Annotated in this window: 22 protein-coding genes; 4 read left to right on the top strand and 18 right to left on the bottom strand. The window is 26.0% G+C overall.

The genetic code is table 11. The features are described 5' to 3' along the window. Positions 1 to 124 precede the first annotated feature (124 nt). Both QOZ93_RS04685 and uvsE read left to right on the top strand, forming a co-directional pair. Positions 125 to 943, top strand: a complete 819-nt coding sequence (locus QOZ93_RS04685) for a TIM barrel protein (protein ID WP_307355297.1) — start codon at positions 125 to 127, stop codon at positions 941 to 943. Between the two features lie 4 nt (positions 944 to 947). Continuing rightward, positions 948 to 2,243 carry a UV DNA damage repair endonuclease UvsE gene (gene uvsE, locus QOZ93_RS04680; RefSeq protein ID WP_307355296.1) on the top strand — a complete coding sequence of 432 codons (1,296 nt, stop codon included), beginning with the start codon at positions 948 to 950 and terminating at the stop codon, positions 2,241 to 2,243. Between the two features lie 95 nt (positions 2,244 to 2,338). Here the strand turns inward: uvsE and QOZ93_RS04675 are convergent, their stop codons facing one another. The 11 genes from QOZ93_RS04675 to QOZ93_RS04625 form a co-directional block, all read right to left on the bottom strand. Continuing rightward, on the bottom strand, positions 2,339 to 3,622 hold the full coding sequence (locus QOZ93_RS04675; RefSeq protein ID WP_307355295.1) for a M16 family metallopeptidase: 1,284 nt from the start codon (positions 3,620 to 3,622) through the stop codon (positions 2,339 to 2,341). 47 nt (positions 3,623 to 3,669) lie between these two features. Next, the gene (mnmH, locus tag QOZ93_RS04670; RefSeq protein ID WP_307355294.1) at positions 3,670 to 4,734 is read right to left on the bottom strand and encodes a tRNA 2-selenouridine(34) synthase MnmH; all 1,065 of its coding nucleotides are present in this window, start codon (positions 4,732 to 4,734) and stop codon (positions 3,670 to 3,672) included. 213 nt (positions 4,735 to 4,947) lie between these two features. Then, positions 4,948 to 5,397, bottom strand: coding sequence for a hypothetical protein (locus QOZ93_RS04665; protein ID WP_307355293.1), 450 nt, complete (start codon positions 5,395 to 5,397; stop codon positions 4,948 to 4,950). Positions 5,398 to 5,478: 81 nt separating this feature from the next. Continuing rightward, positions 5,479 to 6,645, bottom strand: coding sequence for a sensor histidine kinase (locus QOZ93_RS04660; protein ID WP_307355292.1), 1,167 nt, complete (start codon positions 6,643 to 6,645; stop codon positions 5,479 to 5,481). A 235-nt stretch (positions 6,646 to 6,880) separates the two neighbouring features. Beyond that, a complete protein-coding gene (locus tag QOZ93_RS04655) occupies positions 6,881 to 7,453 on the bottom strand; it encodes a lytic transglycosylase domain-containing protein (protein ID WP_111941590.1) in 573 nt (190 codons plus the stop codon). Next, a complete protein-coding gene (coaE, locus tag QOZ93_RS04650) occupies positions 7,450 to 8,076 on the bottom strand; it encodes a dephospho-CoA kinase (RefSeq protein WP_307355291.1) in 627 nt (208 codons plus the stop codon). Before coaE ends, QOZ93_RS04655 begins: the two co-directional genes overlap by 4 nt. 32 nt (positions 8,077 to 8,108) lie before the next feature. Continuing rightward, on the bottom strand, positions 8,109 to 10,772 hold the full coding sequence (polA, locus tag QOZ93_RS04645) for a DNA polymerase I (RefSeq protein WP_307355290.1): 2,664 nt from the start codon (positions 10,770 to 10,772) through the stop codon (positions 8,109 to 8,111). A gap of 212 nt (positions 10,773 to 10,984) precedes the next feature. Further along, positions 10,985 to 11,902: a glutaminase A gene (gene glsA / locus QOZ93_RS04640; RefSeq protein ID WP_111941584.1), complete on the bottom strand. Its 918-nt coding sequence runs from the start codon at positions 11,900 to 11,902 to the stop codon at positions 10,985 to 10,987. 212 nt (positions 11,903 to 12,114) lie between these two features. Next, a complete protein-coding gene (locus QOZ93_RS04635) occupies positions 12,115 to 12,255 on the bottom strand; it encodes a hypothetical protein (RefSeq protein WP_162630357.1) in 141 nt (46 codons plus the stop codon). A 24-nt stretch (positions 12,256 to 12,279) separates the two neighbouring features. After that, positions 12,280 to 12,414 (bottom strand): hypothetical protein, encoded by a 135-nt coding sequence (locus QOZ93_RS04630; RefSeq protein WP_307355289.1) that lies wholly within the window; start codon positions 12,412 to 12,414, stop codon positions 12,280 to 12,282. A gap of 46 nt (positions 12,415 to 12,460) precedes the next feature. Continuing rightward, a complete protein-coding gene (locus tag QOZ93_RS04625) occupies positions 12,461 to 12,583 on the bottom strand; it encodes a CPC_1213 family protein (RefSeq protein ID WP_307355288.1) in 123 nt (40 codons plus the stop codon). 143 nt (positions 12,584 to 12,726) lie between these two features. On the opposite strand from QOZ93_RS04625, the gene QOZ93_RS04620 reads away from it, so the two are divergent. Continuing rightward, positions 12,727 to 13,209, top strand: a complete 483-nt coding sequence (locus QOZ93_RS04620) for a DUF4883 family protein (protein ID WP_111941582.1) — start codon at positions 12,727 to 12,729, stop codon at positions 13,207 to 13,209. A 143-nt stretch (positions 13,210 to 13,352) separates the two neighbouring features. On the opposite strand, the gene folK is transcribed toward QOZ93_RS04620, so the two are convergent. The 6 genes from folK to QOZ93_RS04590 form a co-directional block, all read right to left on the bottom strand. Next, positions 13,353 to 14,171, bottom strand: a complete 819-nt coding sequence (folK, locus tag QOZ93_RS04615) for a 2-amino-4-hydroxy-6-hydroxymethyldihydropteridine diphosphokinase (protein WP_307355287.1) — start codon at positions 14,169 to 14,171, stop codon at positions 13,353 to 13,355. A 12-nt stretch (positions 14,172 to 14,183) separates the two neighbouring features. After that, positions 14,184 to 15,005 (bottom strand): dihydropteroate synthase, encoded by an 822-nt coding sequence (gene folP / locus QOZ93_RS04610; protein ID WP_422723868.1) that lies wholly within the window; start codon positions 15,003 to 15,005, stop codon positions 14,184 to 14,186. Positions 15,006 to 15,095: 90 nt separating this feature from the next. Further along, positions 15,096 to 15,650 carry a GTP cyclohydrolase I FolE gene (gene folE, locus QOZ93_RS04605; protein ID WP_307355286.1) on the bottom strand — a complete coding sequence of 185 codons (555 nt, stop codon included), beginning with the start codon at positions 15,648 to 15,650 and terminating at the stop codon, positions 15,096 to 15,098. 14 nt (positions 15,651 to 15,664) lie between these two features. Then, positions 15,665 to 16,435 carry an aminotransferase class IV gene (locus QOZ93_RS04600; protein ID WP_307355285.1) on the bottom strand — a complete coding sequence of 257 codons (771 nt, stop codon included), beginning with the start codon at positions 16,433 to 16,435 and terminating at the stop codon, positions 15,665 to 15,667. A gap of 12 nt (positions 16,436 to 16,447) precedes the next feature. Next, positions 16,448 to 17,863: an aminodeoxychorismate synthase component I gene (gene pabB / locus QOZ93_RS04595; RefSeq protein WP_422723867.1), complete on the bottom strand. Its 1,416-nt coding sequence runs from the start codon at positions 17,861 to 17,863 to the stop codon at positions 16,448 to 16,450. A gap of 1 nt (position 17,864) precedes the next feature. Further along, positions 17,865 to 18,464, bottom strand: coding sequence for an anthranilate synthase component II (locus QOZ93_RS04590; RefSeq protein WP_307355284.1), 600 nt, complete (start codon positions 18,462 to 18,464; stop codon positions 17,865 to 17,867). A gap of 111 nt (positions 18,465 to 18,575) precedes the next feature. Between QOZ93_RS04590 and QOZ93_RS04585 the strand changes: the two genes are divergently transcribed. Continuing rightward, positions 18,576 to 19,403 (top strand): PHP domain-containing protein, encoded by an 828-nt coding sequence (locus QOZ93_RS04585; protein ID WP_307355283.1) that lies wholly within the window; start codon positions 18,576 to 18,578, stop codon positions 19,401 to 19,403. A 74-nt stretch (positions 19,404 to 19,477) separates the two neighbouring features. Here QOZ93_RS04585 and QOZ93_RS04580 read toward each other — a convergent pair whose 3' ends face one another. Then, positions 19,478 to 20,881, bottom strand: coding sequence for an aminopeptidase (locus tag QOZ93_RS04580; protein WP_307355282.1), 1,404 nt, complete (start codon positions 20,879 to 20,881; stop codon positions 19,478 to 19,480). Between the last annotated feature and the right edge of the window lie 112 nt (positions 20,882 to 20,993).

The following is a 20,993-nucleotide window of genomic DNA, read 5'->3' as shown; positions in this document are numbered from 1 at the left end:
CCTCTTTTTAATTAATAAAAATTATTGTATAATATTAAATATTATTTTAAACTTATTATTACGTTTATATGCTATAATAATTGCACACAATATTTATTATACCATAGGAAATTGGAGTGATTATATGGAAAAATTATTATTTGGTATCTCTGGTCTTCCACTAGGAACTGGAGAAGAAAAATTCACATACAAATCCGGTATCTACTATCTTCATAGTATAGGATTGGATGCCATGGAATTACCCTTCGTACGTTCCGTTAATGTTACAGATAAAAATAAAGAAGGAATTCTAAAAGAAAAATTAGATAAGGATTTTTATCTTTCGGCCCATGGTTCTTATTATATAAATTTAAATGCAGATGAAGAAGAAAAAATAGATAAATCTCTTGAAAGAATCTTAAAAGGAGTTCAGGGTTTAGAAAAAGTTGAAGGAAGAAGCTTAGTATTCCATCCTGGTTTTTATCTTAAAGATTCAAAAGAAGAAACTTATAATACAATAAGAAATAATCTTTTAAGGCTTCCTAACGGAAAAGTTAATTACAGATTAGAAACTACAGGCAAGGGAACTCAATTTGGTTCTTTAGAAGAATTAGTTGCTTTATGTAAAGAGGTTCCTAGTTGTAGACTCTGTATTGATTTTTCTCATATTCATGCAAGATATAATGGTTCTCTAAAAACTTATGAAGATTTTTGCAAAATCCTTCAATATGTTAAAGATAATTTAGGTATGAATGCATTAGAAGATTTACATATGCATATGTCTGGTATTAATTATGGGGAAAAAGGTGAAAAAAATCATTTACCTTTTGAAGAAAGTGATTTTAATTATAAAGCTTGTCTTAAAGCTTTAAAAGACTTTTCAGTAAAGGGATGTATTATTTGTGAAAGTCCTGCACTAGAAAAGGATGCTTTACTTTTAAAAGAGTTCTATAACTCTTTATAAAATTATGAGAATAGGTTATCCATGTATTCCCCTATGTATTGATGCCAAAACTACGAGAAGTCTTAAACTTAAAAACTTTTCAGAAGAAAAATTCTTAAGTTTAGCTAAAGAGAACTTAATGGACCTTGGGAAAATACTTAAATATAATAATGATAATAATATAAAATTATTTAGAATAAGTTCTGATATAATTCCTTTAGGTAGTCATCCTACAAATAATATTAACTGGATTCATATCTTTAAGAAAGAACTCAAAAATTTAGGAAACTATATAAAAAAAGAAAATTTAAGAGTGTCTATGCATCCTGGTCAATATACAGTATTAAATTCTAATTCTTCAGATGTAGTAAAAAAGGCTATAAAAGATCTAGAATATCATACTAATTTCCTAGATTCTCTTAATTTAAATTATGAAAACAAAATCATTCTTCATTTAGGTGGAGTATATAATAATAAATCTGAAGCTATAAAGAATTTTATAACTAACTTTAAATATTTAAGTGAAAGTACTAAGAAACGATTAGTTATAGAAAATGATGAGCGAAATTATAATATAGAAGATGTGTTAGAAGTATCTAAAATTTTAAAAATACCAGTTATCTTTGATAATTTACATCATTTTTTTAATAATACCTCTTCTCTTTCCTTAGAAGAAATTTTAAACTTAGTTAATCTTACATGGACTACAAAAGATGGTCCTATGAAAGTTCATTATTCCAATAGTGATCCTTATAAAAAAAATGGTGCTCATTCTAAATTTATATATACTAAAAATTTTATGGAGTTTTATAAGATACTAAAAAATCTTAACTTAGATATAGATATAATGCTAGAAGTAAAAGATAAGGATATCTCCTGTTTGAAAGTATTAGATCTTATAAAAACTATTGAAAATAAAAATAATCCTAAAAATACATCTTTAATACAAAATTATATAGATAAATATAAATTTGAAATTATGGAAAGAAACTTTAACTTTTATAATAATTTTTTCTTAGATATAAATAATTTTTCAAATTTATTAGATTTTTTATCCGTTTTAGATAAGGAACTTATTAAAAAAATTAATAAACAAGACTTTCTACAAACTCTAATATTTTTAAAAGGACTTTTTAAAAATAAATTAACTTCTAGAGAAGAACTTCAATTTAAAAAATATTTTAATGAACTCCATGATAAATCAGATACTAAATTTTTAAGTAATGATCCTTTATGCTCAAGAATTAAAAATTATATTTATAAGTTAAGTAAAAAATATGATATTTGTATTATTAAAAACTCATATTACTTTTATCATTAGGAAATTTTATTTCTCATTAATTTTATAATTTTTTCTTATAAAAATTAAATACTAGGAATATATCATATGAACTCATATATTCCTAGTATTATCTATTACTCTAGTATTTGTATAGTAGGATTTTGAAACACCTTTTTTATGGTATCCATTATAATCTTATCATCTATACTCTCTAACTCATTAAGTTCTTTATATAATGGTGATATATAGTTTTCCTCTATAACTAAATCATTAAAAACCTTTTTATTTCTAAAATCACCATACATTATTTCATAATTAGCTAAACTTGCACTTTCCTGAATAGATCTTTCTAATAAAAGACTTCTTTTTAACTTCAAGGATTTTACAAGTTCTTCAATCCTACTTTGAGTAAAATAGGTATTTGAAGCTTTTAATTCTTCTGTTTTTCTTAATATAATATCAATAGCTTTTTCAGCATTTTCCTTAGAAGTCCCTAAATATATTTTTAAAATTTTTATACCTTTTTCATTTTTAATAGTACTTCCAACATCATAAGCAATTCCCTTTTTAGTTCTTATTTCATCATATATAAAACTACTAGTTCCTTCTCCAAAAGCCACATTAAATACTCTTAAAGCTTTTATTTCCTCTTCGCTTAAGCTATGTATAGGATATATAATTTGAACCTTTGCACCCTTACTACCTATTTGACTTTTAAAAGTTCCATGTTTATTTTCTTCATATATACTTTCTGTTTTATTTAAAATATAAGGTGATTTATTCTTTAATTTTTTTGTAAAATCCTTAAATGTATCCTCTACTAAATTTAAAACCCTTTTAAAATCTAAAGATGAAATAACCGAAATAACACAATTATCCCCAGTATAATATCTTTCATAAAATTCTTTTATATGATTTAATCCTATATTTTTTAAAGATTGTTCATTGCCTATGATTAGTTCTTTTATTCTCCTGTTAGTAAAAGCATTATAAAACGCCTCATCTTCACAAGCCTGATATAAATCTTCTTTCCACTCTTTTAGTTCCTCTAAAATAACTTTCATTTCTTCTTTAAATCCTTCTTCTGCTAAAGACGGATTTTTTAATATATCTCCATATAATTTAATACCTTCTTCAAAATCTTCTGAAAGGCAAGTTCCATAATAAACTACATAGGGATAATTAGTCATGGCATTATTAAATCCAAAAAGTTTATCTAATTTCTCATTAATTTCATCTTCAGTATAATTTTTAGTTCCCTTATAAACCATATGTTCTAGTGCATGTGCTACTCCATAATATTGTGGATCACTTTCCAAGTTGGCACCAGCTTCAAAGGCTATAGAAAAAGATGTTAAATTATTAGGATTATATTTATAAATTAAGGTCATACCATTTTTTAAAAATACTCTTTTCATATTATGTAATCACCTTTACTTTAATTATAACTTTTCTTATTTAGACTCTATTCAACTTCATTTTGATTTTCTTCTTCAAGTTGATTTTTAACAATACTTTCTTTATACCAATTAAAAATCGTTTCTGAACATTTATCTAAATCTGTAATTTGTAAGTTTAAATCATATTCATATGTATTAGATGTATGTGTGTACATAGGATCATAATACTTTTTCATAAGATCTTCTACTACAAATTCATATTCATCATTTTGCACAAGTTCCTTATACCTAGCAATATTTTCTTTTGATATGTATCTTTCTAGTTTATCTAAACATCCTAAAATATCTTCCTTAGCATTTTCTCCTTTTAGATACTCTTCTAAAATAACTTTTGCTCTAAAATTAAGAGATGCATCTAAAAATATATGTATACCATTTTTCATTTTCTCATGAATATAAGGAGGTATAAAAACATTCCCTATTCTTCTACTTTCTGCCTCTACAAATACAAAAGGAGATTTGATTTTCACTAAGCTATGATAAATATTAGACTCAAATTGTTTTTGGCTTTGTTTTTTAGGAAGACCTACATCCCCTAAAAGAGAACCTCTATGATTTGCACATCCTTCTAAATCCAATACATCACAACCTAATTCTATTAATTTATGAAGTATTCTTGTCTTTCCTACACCTGTATTTCCATGTAATACAATATAAGTTATATCTTCATTTATCTTAGGAATAGCTTCTAATACAAACTTTCTATAGCCCTTATACCCATCTTTAAGCTTATATAACTTTATTCCCAATGCTTCTAACATAGAACTTAAAACACCACTTCTCATTCCTCCACGTGCACAAAAAAATACAAGATTTTTATTTCCCTTGTATATTTTTAATACGGTATTAAAAATTTCAGGTAGCTTTTCCGATCCTATTTTTACTCCTAAAATTTTAGCTTGTTCTACATTTTCTTTATATAAAGTACCAATTAATTTTCTTTCTTCATCATTTAAAATAGGTAAATTAAAGGAGCCGTTTATCGTTGCTTCTTTATATTCTCCTTCACTTCTTACATCAATTAAAAAGTGATCTTCACTTATGTCTTTGTATTCTATAAGTTGAAGCATATTTATCCTCCGTTCAAGAATTTATTCTATAAAACTTTTTACTTACTAATTTTATTCACAATTAATTATAATAGCATAAAATTTAAAAATTTTAAAGCACCATGAACTAAAATCCATAAGTTAATATAAGCTAATAAAAGAAGTTTATATTTCCTCTCTTATTAGCTTATATAATAATTCTATATTGTTTTATCAATGTTCTATTTAAAGTTGTTATATTTTTTTGATTTCCTTTAATTTTGCAAAAATTTTATCGTATTCTGTATTAACAAATTTTTTATTTTGTACATCTTGTTTACAGGGTAGCATAGCTGCACAGATCCTTATTAAATATCTTATACTGTTATCATCTATATGACTTTCAAATCCTGCATTTTTAATGATACTTCTCGATAATTTCAAAGCTTTTTGTTCTTTTATTTCATTAGGAGAATTTAAAAATTCTACTTCCACATATCTTACTGCTTCCGATACCATTCTCAAAATATTTTTCATATTTTCCTTTGTGGATTCATCACTTTGGAGAGTATTTAAAATAGCATAGGTAAATCCAAAGTAATCTTCAAATAGTTGCAAACCTTTATCTTTAATTATATATATTAAGTATCCTAAACCAAATACTAAAAGTATTACAAGAGCATATTGAAATATTATTTCCTTCAAAATACTTCTCCTTTTTATATTGCTATATAATACTTTTATATGCCATAACTTTAAATTTAGCTACTGAAAAATATGTCATCTTTATTTAACTTGTATATCAGTAACATCCGAAAACTCTATATTGATTAGCTCGTTATTTTTATGTCTTTTTATAACTTTCTTTTCCGATTTTTCATCATCTACAATAGGTAAAGTCATAATAAAATTACTTCCTTTTCCATATTCACTCTCTACAGTAATTTTCCCTTTATGCTGTTCAACTATATTTCTTACTACAGCTAATCCTATTCCAGTTCCTCCGCCTTCGTTATTTCCTTGCTTATACATATCAAAAATGTTATCCATTAACTCCTTCTTTATACCTTCTCCTGTATCTTTTACAGAAACCATAAATTCCTTTTCATTTCTATATAAATTAACATAAATATATCCGTCTTCATCTGTATGTTTTACTGCATTAGAAATTAGATTCAATAAAACTCTTTCCATTTTATTAGCATCTATACAACTATATAGCTCTTCTACTTGCGTATCAAAAATTAATGTTATATTTTTACTTTTAGCATATTCAATTACGGACATAGTAATATCCTCAATTACACTAACTACTTCATACCTTTGAGGAAAAATTTCAAAAAATCCACCTTCTATTTTATTTATATCTAAACAGTTATTAATAAGTTGAACTAATCTATAACAATTTCTTTTAATAATTTTTGTATATTTATATATATATTTAAGATCTTCAACTTCACTGTCTTGTCTATGTTTTCTTTCCAAAAGCTGTATAGACGATAGAATTATATTTAAGGGATTTTTCAAATCGTGAGATACAGTGTATAAAAAGTTTATTTTAGAGTTTTCATAGTTTACTTTTTCTTTTAAATCTATATTTTCTTTTTGTAATGTTTCATATTTATTTAAAAGTTTCATCTTTGGTGTATAATCTTCAATAGTAATTACAGAAATTCTATCCTCGGTTCTTTTTAAAATTTCTTTTAATACAAAAATACGTTTAGTAGTTTTTTGATAAAAACACTTATCTAAATTTTCCAAAAACTTATAAGGTACGAAAATGTTTTCCATACTTATAAGTTTCTCTCCCATTTTTAGTTTTGTTAAACTATTGAAAATTTTATTTCCATATATTATATTACCATCTTTAACCAAAAAAGCTCCTACACTTAATTGTTCTACAAATTTATAACTTTCACTTATTTCATTTATATTATTGTAGATACTCTCCATATACATTCCCCTTTCCTAATTTTTTAATAAGTACATGGATACCTACGGCATTATATTATTCAAAAAAATTATTTATACCTTATGAGTAAATTTTATCACAATTAATCTTTGTGTCAACTAATTTTGTATTTTGTCAACTTTTAGTTTATTTTATCTCAACATAAACCGATTAAATACAACAAAAAGAGCTTAGAATCCTATAAATTGCATAAAATTCCAAGCTTTTTAGTATTGATTATTTGTTTACTTTATTTAAATCATACAACTTTCTGTACATTTCGGCAGTAACCTGTACTTTTTTTACATATTCATCTGTTTCTTTATAAGGAATGCTCTCTAATTTCTTTCCATCCTTAGAATACTTTTTATTTTTAAGCCATTTATTTACGTTTCCTCTTCCCCCATTGTATGCCGCTAAAGTTAATGTTGTATCTTGATTAAATTCTTCTTTTAGATTATTTAAATACCAACATCCCATCTTTATATTGGTTTGAGGATCATAAAGATCTTTTTCTTCAAAGTTTGTCATTTTCATTTTTTCTGCTATCCATTTACCTGTAGGCATTGTAATTTGCATAAGTCCTATAGCATCTTGGTGTGATCTGGCATCAGGATTAAATGCACTTTCTGTTTTTATTACACCAAAAACTAAATAAGGATCCAAATTATATTGTTTTGCACTATCTATAACTGTTTGTGAATATGTAATTGGATACATTTTTCTTTTAATCTGTTTTCTATTAATATATAATGATCCCGCTATTAGAATTATTATAAGCAGAAAAACAGCTATTATCTTCTTCTTCATGCCTTATCCCCCGAACCTAAGTGTTTTTTATAAGTTTTTAATTCTAGTAAAATTTCCTCTACTTTTTTATAAGTATCTTCTAAATCTCCTCCATTGTCAATAAAATATTGAACTTTTTTCTTTTTCTTTTTTAAAGAAATCTGGGAGTCTATTCTTTGTTTTACTTCCTCATATGTTAATTTATCTCTATCCATAACCCGTTTTATTTGAGTGCTTAAATCCACATATACTAGAATATTTACATCCATCTTTTTATGTAAATTATTCTCTATCAGTGTTGGTGCATCTAAAATACATATGTGATTTTTTTTTAATTCTAAGTTGTTTATTCTATTAAAAATTTCCTTCTTTATATATGGAATAACTATTTTTTCTAATTTTTTTCTTTTGCCCTTAAATTTAAATATAGTTTTTCCAAGCTTTCTCCTATTTAATTCTCCATTAGAATCAAAATATTTTTCTCCAAATACTTTTTTAATTGTTTCAGTTATTTCAGGATATAGAGAATAAATTTCCCTGCTTATATCATCTGCATCTATAACAGGGATATTCTTTTTTCTGAGATAATTAGATACAGTACTTTTTCCCGATCCAATACCACCCGTTAAACCTACTTTAATCATTATTTCACCTTCAATTTATAACTTTTATTCCTCTATTTTGCTTCGTACCAATTATCCCCTATATTCATATCAGCTTCTAAACGTACACTTAAATTCATGGCATTTTCCATTTCACTATCTACAATTTGCTTTACTAATTCTAATTCATCTTTATATACATTTAAAATTAATTCATCATGAACTTGAAGAATAAGTTTCGATTTTAAATTTTTTTCTTGTAATGATTTAAATACTTTCACCATAGCAAGTTTTATTATATCTGCAGCACTTCCTTGAATAGGAGTATTCATTGCAAGTCTTTCTCCTAAAGCAACAATCATTTTTTTAGAATTTCCTATTTCAGGTATAAATCTTCTTCTATTTAAAAGGGTTTTTACCATTAAATCCTCTTTTGCTTCTAATACAATATTATTCAAATACTCTTTTACCTTTGGATATCTTGCAAAATAAGCTTCTATATAAGTCTTGGCCTCTTTTCTACTTATATTTAAATCTTTAGCTAAGCTAAAATCTCCAATTCCATATACTATTCCAAAATTAACTGCCTTAGCATTACTTCTCATAAGAGAGGTTACTTCATCTAACGGTACTTTAAACACTTCTGAAGCAGTCTTAGTGTGTATATCACTGTGTTCCTTAAAAGCATTAATTAAATTTTCATCTCCTGAAATATGAGCAAGAACTCGTAATTCTATTTGAGAATAATCGGCAGATAATATTACAGCTTCTCCTTCTGGAACAAATACCTTTCTTATTTCTCTTCCCATTTCATATTTTATAGGTATATTTTGAAGATTAGGTTCTGTACTTGAAAGTCTTCCTGTTGTAGTAACTGTTTGATTAAAACTTGAATGAATTTTATTATCTGTATCAATTACATTTTTTAATCCTTCTACGTAGGTTGAAAATAACTTTGTAAGTTGTCTATAATATGTTATTTTATTTATAATTTCATGTTTATCTTTTAAACTTTCTAATACTTCTGCATTAGTAGAGTATCCTGTTTTTGTTTTCTTAATTACCGGTAAATCTAATTTTTCAAATAATATCTTTCCTAATTGCTTAGGAGATTTTATATTAAATTCTTCCCCGGCTAATTCATAAATTTCTTTTTGAACTTTATCAATTGCTATACTAAATTTATCTCCTAAGGAATTTAACATTTCTTTATCTACTTTAAATCCTTCATATTCCATAGAGGAAATTACATTAGTTAATGGAAGTTCTACTTCATACATTAATTCTTCCATATCTAAAATATTTATAGTTTCTTTAAAATTATTATAAAGTTCTTTTAAATATACAATCTGCAATAATTCAGATTCTTCATTTAAACTTATATGAAATAATCCCTCAATTAAAGATTTTAAATCATACTCTTTTTTACCTGGATCTATTAAATATGCTGCTATTTCTGTATCAAAAGTAACTTGTCTTGGTTTTAAATTACATTTTCTCATAAAAGTATAAAAGTTTTTAACCCCATGAGTAATTAAATTTTCATTTTTGTTAATATCTTCTACTAATTCTAATATATTTTCTTTACTAATTTTTTCGAAGTTAATTTTATAAATTTTCTTTTCTTGTCTTATTTCTAAACTTTCTAATTCCATTTTAGATAAAACATGTTCATCTTTCATTTTATATATAAAGTACAAATCTTTATTATAATCTAATACTAAATTTTTTAATTGATCATCTTCGTTTATTTCAAGAATTTCATATTCATCTAAAGATTTTATTTTGCCTGTAGCATTTTCACTTGACTCTTCATCATGTACATGATTTTTATGATTTTCTTTATCAAATTCCTCGCTTTGACCTTTTATTTCCGGTAATTTTTTAAATAAAGTTTTAAATTGTAGTCTGGCAAATAACTCTTCTATACCTTTAAGATCTAATTCTTCCTTAGATTTAATTTCTTCTAAATCTATTTCAATTGGAACTTCTGTTACTATTGTAGCAAGTTTTTTACTAAAAATAGCTTGTTCTCTATAGGTATTCAAATTTTCTTTTAACTTATTTCCTTTAAGATTATCTATATTATTTAATACATTTTCAATAGAATGATATTCTTTTATAAGCTTAAAAGCCGTTTTCTCACCAACACCTGGAACTCCTTTTATATTATCTGACTTATCTCCCATAAGCCCTTTAACATCTATAAATTCCTTTGGCGTAACTTCCATTTCTTCTATGATTTTTTCTCTATCATATACATTTATTTCCGTAATGCCCTTTTTATTAATAACAACTTTTACATTATCTGTAGCTAATTGTAGGGCATCTTTATCCCCAGTTACAATAAATACTTCCATTCCTTGTTTTTCTGCAAATACAGATAAAGTTCCTATAAGATCATCCGCCTCAAATCCATCAATTTCAAATATATTTATAGCATAAAGTTTTAAAAACTCCCTTAAAAAAGGTATTTGTTCACTAAGTTCTTCTGGCATTTTCTTTCTACCAGCTTTATATTCATCATACTCTTTATGTCTAAAGGTAGGGGCTTTTTTATCAAAAGTTGTAACTATGTAATCCGGTTTAAATTCATTTTTAATTTTAAGTAACATATTTATAAAGCCATAAGCTGCATTAGTATGTAACCCTTCTGAATTAGTAAGATCTGGCATAGCAAAAAAAGCTCTATACATTAAACTATTTCCATCTAAAATAACCAATTTTTCTTTGTTCAAATTTTTCTCCATCCTTTCTTCTTGGGAGATATATACCTTATTATATATTATTAGCAATAATCCTTCAAATACTATAATTGTTGTATTTTATATTTAAAAAATATGTAAATTCACACTATTTAATATAAAAAAATAAATGCTATGTTTAATTTTATAAAATAAAATTTTAAAAACATAGCATTTACCTTAAATTTGTATACAATTTCCGTTGGTTAAAAAATACTAAGATCAAATTCTTTTGATAAATTTTCTAGAACTTTAATTCCACCTATGCTATTTCCTTTTTTGTCAAGAGCTGGTCCAACTACTCCTATACCCATACGTCTAGGAACTGCTGCCATTATTCCTCCACCAACACCACTTTTAGCCGGTATTCCAATATGTACTGCAATATCCCCAGATGCATCATACATACCACAAGTAACCATAATTGTCTTTATAATTCTAGCCACTTCCCTAGATACAACTCTTTGATTATTCCAAGGTGTAACTCCTGCATTTGCAAGTGTAGCACCTATCCGAGCTATATCTTTACAATCTACTTCTATAGAACATTGTCTAAAATAAACATCAAGTATTTCCTCTACATTACCCTCCATACAGCTCGTACTTTTCATATAATACGCTAAAGCTCTATTCCTATCTCCTGTAGCCTTTTCTGATTTATATACATCTTCATTTATATTTATATTAGGATTTCCTGTTATCTTTTTAGTGAATTTTAAAATTCTTTGAATTTTTTTTTCTGATGTATCACCATTAATTAAAGATACTACTTGAATAGCACCTGCATTAATCATTGGATTTATGGGCTTATTATGATTATGCACTTCTAAGTTAGTAATAGAATTAAATGATGCTTCTGTAGGCTCCATATCAACTTTTGAAAAAACATAATCTTTTCCATTATCACATATAGCTAACATTAATGTGATTACCTTCGAAATACTCTGAATTGTAAATTTAGTTTTATAGTCTCCTGAAAAATACTCTTCTCCATCTAGGGTAGTAACACAAATTCCTAATGCTTCTTTATTTGCTTTTGTTAATTCTGGTATATATGAAGCTAAAGCCCCTTCTTTAGTCCATTTTTTATTTTCCTCTATTATTGTATCTAATATTCTCTGCATGCTAAATCACCCTTTACTCATTATGATTACATCTTATATTATAATGATATAATTACAAACTGTAAATAAACTTTGAAAATTTAAATTATTTTAAAAAATATCATAAATTTTCAAATACGAATAGTACGTAAAAAAAACGGTTACAGTAAATCAAATTATACAATTTAATTTACTGTAACCTAAATTTTATACTAGATGGTTTAGTATTTAGACTAATCTATAGGTTCTCCTTCAAAATTCTCATATCCTGAAGGTATTTTCTTATTGCCTTTTTTATCTTTTGAACTATTAGGCTTATTTATTTCTACATGTTTGCTACTTGCTCTATTTTTTTTAAACGCACTTTTACTCATACATTAAACACCCCTTATTGTGTTTTATTCTTCCCCTGTTATTACTCCCTCTGATTTATGTTTTTTCATTTGTGACTCATGAATCGTAACAGGCTTTGCACTTCTATTGTTAGTTTTTTTAGCTTTTCTTGTTTCCTTTTTGTTATATGGCTCTGGCATGAAAACCACTCCTTATTATAATTTGTTATTTTTACTTTATTAAATACTACTTATTTTCCATACCAAAAACTGTTCTTGCACTTTCTTTGTGACCATGTTTTATGTTTTTCTTCTTAAATTTTCCGTCTTCTTTTTTATTATTAACTGTATTTTTTAATTTATTGTCCATTTTAAACTCCCCTTTCATTCATAGATTATCCACTAAGAATTTTTTTATTCTAGTAATTTTTTATTCTTACTTTAGTGTAATAATATATCTTCTTAATTCATAAATTTTAATATAACAATTACAATTATAGGAAGTGATAATAGATGAAATTTTTTAAAAAAACTATATGTATTTTTATTATATTTTCTTTATTTATTACAGGCTGTTCATCTTTGCAACTATATAATCTTAAAAATAAAAAACCTTCAAAATCATATTATACTGAAAAATTATTATCTTGCTTTGAGAAAGATGATAACTGCGAAATAAATGTACTCTATACAAATTTTTATAAAGGAAAAAGGATAAATGAAGGTGAAACCTTAATAATACGAAAATTTTTTAAATATCAAAAAAGTGATAGCTTTATAACTAAACCTAAAAACCTTCCCAAAAACCCAGAATATAAATTGTTTTTAACTTTTAAAAAAGATAAATTCGTAATAGATGTATATAATGATAAATTAATATCAGTATATCCTTGGGATGGAAATCTTGAAAAAGACTATATATCCATGGAAAATACATACGTTTCTTATAATCTTTTTAATTTATGCAAATATGTAATTGATAAGTCTAAAGAATAATTTATAATATTTTTCTTATCATTCCAAGAAATTATAATTACTTCTCTCCTAAAAATAAAAAACAACGTACTAAACTTAAACATTAATTCAGTACGTTGTTTTTCAAAGTTATAACATAGAGTAAATATATGTCTCATTTAATTTTATTTATTCTCTAAATCCTCTTTGATTTCCCATATTCTCTTGTTTAATAAGGGATGAAGCACAAAAGGTGCGATTTCACATAATGGTTCTATAACAAATAATCTTTCATGCATTCTAGGATGTGGAACTATAGCTATCTCACTAGTATTTATTTTATCTTCATATAGAATTAGATCTAAATCTATAGTTCTAGGTCCCCATTTAATTATACGTTCTCTTTTTAATTCTTTTTCTACACATAATAAGAACATTACCAACTCTTCCATAGAATACAATGTTTCAACTTCCATAACAGCATTTACAAAATCATCTTGATCTAGATATCCCACTGGTTTAGTTGAATAAAAATTAGATACTTTTTTCACATCAATATATTCACTTTTATCTGTATTTTCTATGGCCATTCTTATATTTTGCTCTTTGTCTCCCATATTAGATCCTAAAGCAATATATGCTGTTACTCTTTCTCTTTCTATCTCTACAGCAGCATATTTTAACGATTTTCCTATAGGTGCCCAAGGCTTTTTAACTTTAACTTTAACTTTTTTAACTTCCTTATGTGTCTTTAAAACAAATGTAGCCAAATGTTCAGTTGCTTTTTCTATAAGATCAAAAGTTTCTTTTTTAAATTCTTTCTCTATCTCTTCACACAGAATTCCATAATGAACTGTTTTATTTAAATCATCTTCTTTTGCTGCCTTAGTAAAATTCAAAAAAACTTCTATAGATATTAAAAATTTTTGTCCTAATGCTTTTTCTTCTTTAAAATAGCCATGGTTGGCAAATACTTCTAAATCTTTTATTATTATCTTATCCATATTTTCTTTAATTTATCTCCTTACTATAGCATCCGTCATTTTTGCGGCTCTAATATTTTCACGAACATCATGTACTCTAATAAAGTCACAACCTTTCATAATTCCAATTACTGTTGTTGATATAGTTCCTTCTACTCTCTCATTTACAGGTAATTTTAAAGTATTACCTATCATTGATTTCCTTGAAGTTCCTAATAACACTGGATATCCTAATTCTCTAATAAGTTCTAAATTATTCATTAATACTAAATTTTGCTCTAAGGTTTTTGCAAAACCAATTCCCGGATCTAAAATTATATTTTCATCTAAAACTCCTGCACTTTTAGCTATATAAATACTCTCCTTTAAATCCTCTAGAACATCTTGTAAAAAATTTTTATAATTGATTTCTTCTCTATTATGCATAAGGCAACAAGGTACTTTATAAAAAGCTGCTACCTTCGCCATTTCACTATCTTTTTTAAATCCCCATACATCATTAATTAAGTTTGCACCAGCCTCTATAGAACTTTCTGCTACCCTTGCCTTATATGTATCTATGGAAATTGGTATATCTATTTTAGCTTCTCTTATAGCCCTAATAGCTGGAACAACTCTTTCAATCTCTTCTTTTTCTTCTACTGGCACATGGTTAGGTCTTGTTGATTCACCACCAATATCTATTATAGTAGCTCCTTCTTTTATCATTTCTTTTGCATGTTTAACTGACATATCTATAGAATTAAATTTTCCACCATCAGAAAAAGAATCTGGAGTTACGTTTAAAATTCCCATTATATAGGTCTCTTTTCCCAAGCTAAAATTTTTACTTCCTATTTGTATGTTATCTATCATATATATTTATCTTTAAAAGATATATTATCTTATCCTCTAAAGATTTACACCTCCATTATAAAAATTTTTAATAAACTTTTATTTAAATGATTATTTAATCATATTTAAAATCTGATTTTGTAAATTATAATCTTTTTCTATATCACCTTTTACAAACTTAGTTACTGTATTACTTCCAGGTTTTTTTACCCCCCTCATACTCATACAAAGATGTTCTGCTTCTACTACAACCATAACACCTTTACAATCTAAATACTTTATTAATGCCTCTCCTATTTGCTCCGTTAATCTTTCTTGTAATTGAGGACGCTTGGCAAAAACCTCTACTGTTCTTGCAAGTTTACTAAGTCCTACAACTTTACCATTAGGAATATAGGCAATATGTACATTTCCAAAGAAAGGTAAAAAATGATGTTCACACATAGAATAAAAATGAATATCTTTTTCTATAACTAAATTATCATTATCTACAATAAAAGTTTTACTTAAATGTTCCTTTGCATCTTCATGTAATCCTGAAAAAATCTCTTCATACATACGTGCAATTCTTGAAGGTGTTTCTATAAGTCCCTCTCTACTATAATCTTCTCCTACTGCTTCTATTATATCTTTAACCGCATTTTCGATTTTCTTCTTATTAGTCATTAATGTTCACTCCTCTAAATACCTAAAGTTTTTCTATATAAATTTCCTAGTTCATCTATTTGTAGGCTTTGTTTTATTTCTTTATTATTAATACTTTTAACTTTCATAATTCCTAAAAGACTATTAGTTAAAAATACGCCCTCTGACTCATATAAATCTTTTAAATTATAATATCCCTCTTCAAATTTGTAAACTCCACAAAATGTGTTAATTAAGAAATCTCTTACCGTACCGTTTAAGATCCCTGTATCTATTTTAGGTGTACAAATTTTATTTTTTTTTATAAAGAATATATTAGTTGTAGCTCCTTCAGTTATATAACCATTACCATTCAAAAATATTACTTCATTGTATCCTTCTTGTTTACCCTTTTGCTTTTCTAATATATTTTCATAATAATTAAATGTCTTTAAAAAAGGCATACTAGAACTTTCATTTCTTCTTACATTGCTAACTTTTACGGAAAAACCATTTTTATACTCTTCTTCTTTGTAACTTAATTCTCTTGTACTAAAAATTATATTTTTTTCCGAAACCATAATTTTTAATACTCCTTCATAAAATCCACCTTTTTTTATCATAGAAAGCACATATTCTTCTTTTATTTTCTGTTGTTTTATATTTAAAAAGTTTAATCCCTTATTAAGTCTTTTTAAATGTGATTCTAACATAATAGGAATTCCTCTACGTAGTAAAATAGTTTCAAAAACTCCTTGTCCAAAAAAATATCCAGCATCTAAAACAATTTTAGGTTCTAATGTCTTTTCACCATTAATAATATACATATTTCTACCCCTTTATTTAATTAATGCCTCAACCATTGCCTTAGCTTTATGGAGTGTCTCTTCATACTCAAACTGTGATTCTGATTCACAGGTGATTCCTCCACCTACCCCAAAATAAGCTTTATTATTCTTTTGTAATATAGTTCTAATTATAATATTTAAATCGCAAGTATCATGAAAACTTATATATCCTAAAGCACCCGTGTAAATGTTTCTTTTTACTTTTTCTAATTCTTCTATAATTTCCATAGATCTTATTTTAGGTGCTCCCGTTATAGATCCTCCAGGAAAAGTAGCTTTTATACAATCAATCATATCATTATCTTCTCTTAACTTTCCTTCTATATTAGATACAAGATGAAAAACTGTACTATACTCTTCTATTTTAAATAATTCTGTAACATTTACAGTATGTTGTTTACATACTTTACTTAAATCATTACGCTCTAAATCCACAATCATAAGTAATTCTGATTTATCTTTCTCACTATTTATAAGTTCTTTTTTATTATTTTCATCTTCTTTTATTGAATTTCCTCTAGGGCGTGTACCTTTGATAGGTCTTGTTATGACTTTGCCATTATTAATTTGTATAAATCTCTCTGGAGATGAACTTATAATCTTAAAATTTTTAAAATCTAAATAAGCAGAAAAAGGTGCTGGGCTTAATTCCATTAAATCTTTATAAACTTCATAAGGATCTTTATCTGTACTTTTTACAAATTGTTGTGTTAGATTAGTAATATAAATATGACCCTCTTCTATATATTTTTTTACTTTATCTATAGTTTCTTTATATTCATCTTTTTTAAAATTAGATTTAAAACCTTCATTTATAAGTTTTTCTGTAGTAAGCTCTATATTTTGAGGTTTTTTATTATCTAAAATTACATTTTCAAATACATCTAATTTATTAAAATAACTTTTTTCATAAGAAGAAATTTTATTTTTTATTTCTTTCAAACTTTCTTGCTCTTCTTCTAAAATCCCTAATGAAGATATGTATGTCTTATTTTCTATATGATCAAATATAATTAAATTATCATAAAAGTTGAAACATCCTAAAGGAATATCCACATTTTCCTTTGCAGTATCATCAAATATTTCTAAGGTTCTTCCTAAATCATATGATAGATATCCTATTCCCCCTGATATAAAAGGCATATGTGTATAATTTTCAACCTTATATTTTTTTAAAATACTTTTCAATGCTTTGAAGAAATCTCCTTTTTCTTCTTCCCCATTAAAAAAATATTTTCCTTTAAATCCTTCGATTTTTAAAAAGGAATTTATACCTATAAAAGAATATTCACCTAATTGTTTTGTTTGTAATGAACTATATAAAAAAGCACTTTCATCATTATCTGATTTCATTAAATTATATATCAAATCAATAGAAAGTTTAGTTTTTATCTCTTTTAATAACACATTATCTTCCTCTCTTCTTTTTTCTATTAAATTCTTTACTTTGTATTATAAAATTTTCTAAAAGCTCATGTCCCATTTCTGTTAGGAGTGCCTCTGGATGAAATTGTACTCCTTCTATAAAATCTTTTTTATGTCTTATTCCCATTATAACATTATCTTCTGATTTTGAAGTTATTATAAATTCACTTGGTAATGTATCTTCATCAACTATTAAGGAATGATACCTAGTTACTTTTAAAGGATTTTTTATATTTGTGAAAACTCCCTCATTATTATGAGTTATTAAGCTAACCTTTCCATGTACTGGAACCTTACCTTTTACTATTTTAGCACCATATGCATATGCTATACTTTGATGACCTAAGCAAATCCCCAAAATAGGAATTTCACCTTTGAATTCTTCTATAATTTCTAATAAATTTCCTGTATCTTTAGGATCTTTAGGCCCTGGAGAAATAATAATACCTTCAGGCTCTAATTCTTTAATTAAGGATGTTGTTATCTTATCATTCCTAATAAGTTTTATTTCTTCCCCTAATTCTTTAAAATACATAAACAAGTTATAAACAAATGAATCATAATTATCAATAATTAAATACATTGCGTCACCTTTTCCTCTACATACGTATATATTATTACAGTTTATATATGATATAATAAATTATGTCATATTACGTTTTAAAATTCAATATTAGAAAGAAGGTCAAAAAATATGCTACGAGCAGATTTACACACACATACTATAGCCTCTGATGGTGTCTTAACTATAAATGACCTGCTTTTAAAAGCAAAGCAAAAAAATTTAGATATAGTAGCTATAACGGATCATGATTCCATAGGCTCTTTGGATGAAGCTCTGAAACTTTCTAAAACTTTAAATATAAAAGTAATACCTGGAATAGAATTAACTACTTTATATAATAATGAAAATATTCATCTATTAGGCTATTTTAAAGATTCTAGTTTTAAAGATAAAACTTTTCAAGATTTTTTACTCAATACTAAACTAAAACGTTTAGAACGTGGAAAAGATATATTAAAAAAATTAAAAGAATATTTTAACATAGATATAAATGAAGAAAAACTTCTTAAAAAAAATAAAGGTATAATAGCCAGACCACACATAGCCCATGCTATATTGGAAGCAGGTTATTGTAATGATTTTTGTAAAATTTTTGATACTTTTTTAAGTAAAACAAGTCCTGCTTATGTACCTAATAATTGTCCCTCTCTTTTAGAAGGCATAAACATATTAAAATCTGTAAATGCGTTAAGTGTAATTGCTCATCCTACCTTGATTAAGAAAAATAATATAAAAGATTTAATGGATTTACAATTTGATGGAATGGAATGCTTATATCCTTTGAATAAGGAAGGAGATTTCGAAAAGTTTTCTCAGCTTTGTAAAAAATATAATAAAATCTCTACAGCTGGTTCAGATTTTCATGGAATTCCAGGTGACTATAATCACGGAGATTTAGGACAATGTTTCTTAGGTGGAAATTCATTAGAAAAGTTTTTACAAATGTTATCTAAATAATTCATTCTATATTTTATTCTAATAACTAAAAAAAGATAGCTATAAAATTTAGCTATCTTTTTTTTAATTTTTTATTAAGCTTCCATTAAGAATACTTTATAAGCTCTGTATGCTTCATATATATCAGCTTTACTTGCTATTTCATATGGAGCATGCATGCTGTGTAATGCAACACCTGAATCTATAACTTCCATACCATATTGAGCTAGTATATAAGCTATAGTTCCTCCACCGCCTTGGTCAACTTTTCCAAGTTCAGCTGTTTGGAAAGAAACATTATTTTTATCTAAAATATTTCTCAAATGAGCTAAGTATTCGGCATTAGCATCATTACATCCACCTTTACCTCTTGCTCCTGTGTATTTATTAAATACTATACCTTTTCCAAAATAAGCTGTATTATTCTTTTCATATACAGATGAGAATGTTGGATCATAAGCAGCACTAACATCTGAAGATAACATTTTTGAATTTGCAAGAGCTCTTCTTACTTTCATATCACTGTAATCTTCTTTTAAGTTAATAACTTCAGCTAATGCATTTTCAAAGAATTTAGAATGCATTCCTGTAGCCCCAATACTTCCAACCTCTTCTTTGTCTACAAGTAATGTAACACAAGTTTTAGTTGTTTCTGGAATTTCTAACATAGCTTCAAAAGAAGTATATGAACATACTCTATCATCTTGTCCATATGCCATAACCATTGAATTATCAAGACCGTAATGTCTTGCTCTTCCAGCTGGTACTATTTCTAATTCTGCTGATATAAAATCTTCTTCATCTATATTATATTTTTCATTTAAAATTCTTAAAACATTTAATTTAACCCTATGCTTAGATTCTTTATCATCTACTGGAATAGATCCTATACATACGTTAAGATCTTCTCCTTCAATACCTTGAGCTAAAGTCTTTTTCATTTGATCCCCAGATAAATGTATTAATAAATCAGAGATTCCTACAACTGGTTCATTCTCATCTTCACCAAATACAACTTTAACTATTGTGCCATCTTTTTTAGCAAAAACACCATGAATAGCAAGTGGAATAGTAACCCATTGATATTTCTTTATACCACCATAGTAATGAGTTTTAAAGAATGCTAGGTCGCCTTCCTCATATACTGGATTTTGTTTTAGGTCTAATCTTGGTGAATCAATATGTCCTCCTAAGATTCTTAAACCTGTTTCAATTGGATCTGTACCTATTTTAAACATTGCTAATGATTTTCCCATGCAGTTAGCGTAAACTTTATCACCAGCTTTTAATTTAGTTCCTTCTTTAACTAAAGAATCTAAATTTTTATATCCATTCTTCTCTGCTATAGCTATAAATTCATCAACACATTCTCTCTCTGTCTTACATAAAGACATAAAGTCTACGTATTTTTTTGATAATGCTTGAACGTTTTCTAAATCTTCTTGAGAATATTTTTCCCAAGCTACATCATTCTTTTTCTCTAATTTTTTAAGATCCATTTTAAATCCCCCTTTACTTTTTTGACTAATTCTATTTTACTAGATATTTATATTAATTTCAAATTTCACAAATGATTAAAACAATTTTTCATAGTATTTTTTTCATCTTTTA

The sequence above is a fragment of the Hathewaya limosa genome (genome assembly GCF_030815255.1).
GTDB lineage: Bacteria > Bacillota > Clostridia > Clostridiales > Clostridiaceae > Hathewaya > Hathewaya limosa.
This window is presented reverse-complemented; position numbering and strand designations above follow the sequence as displayed.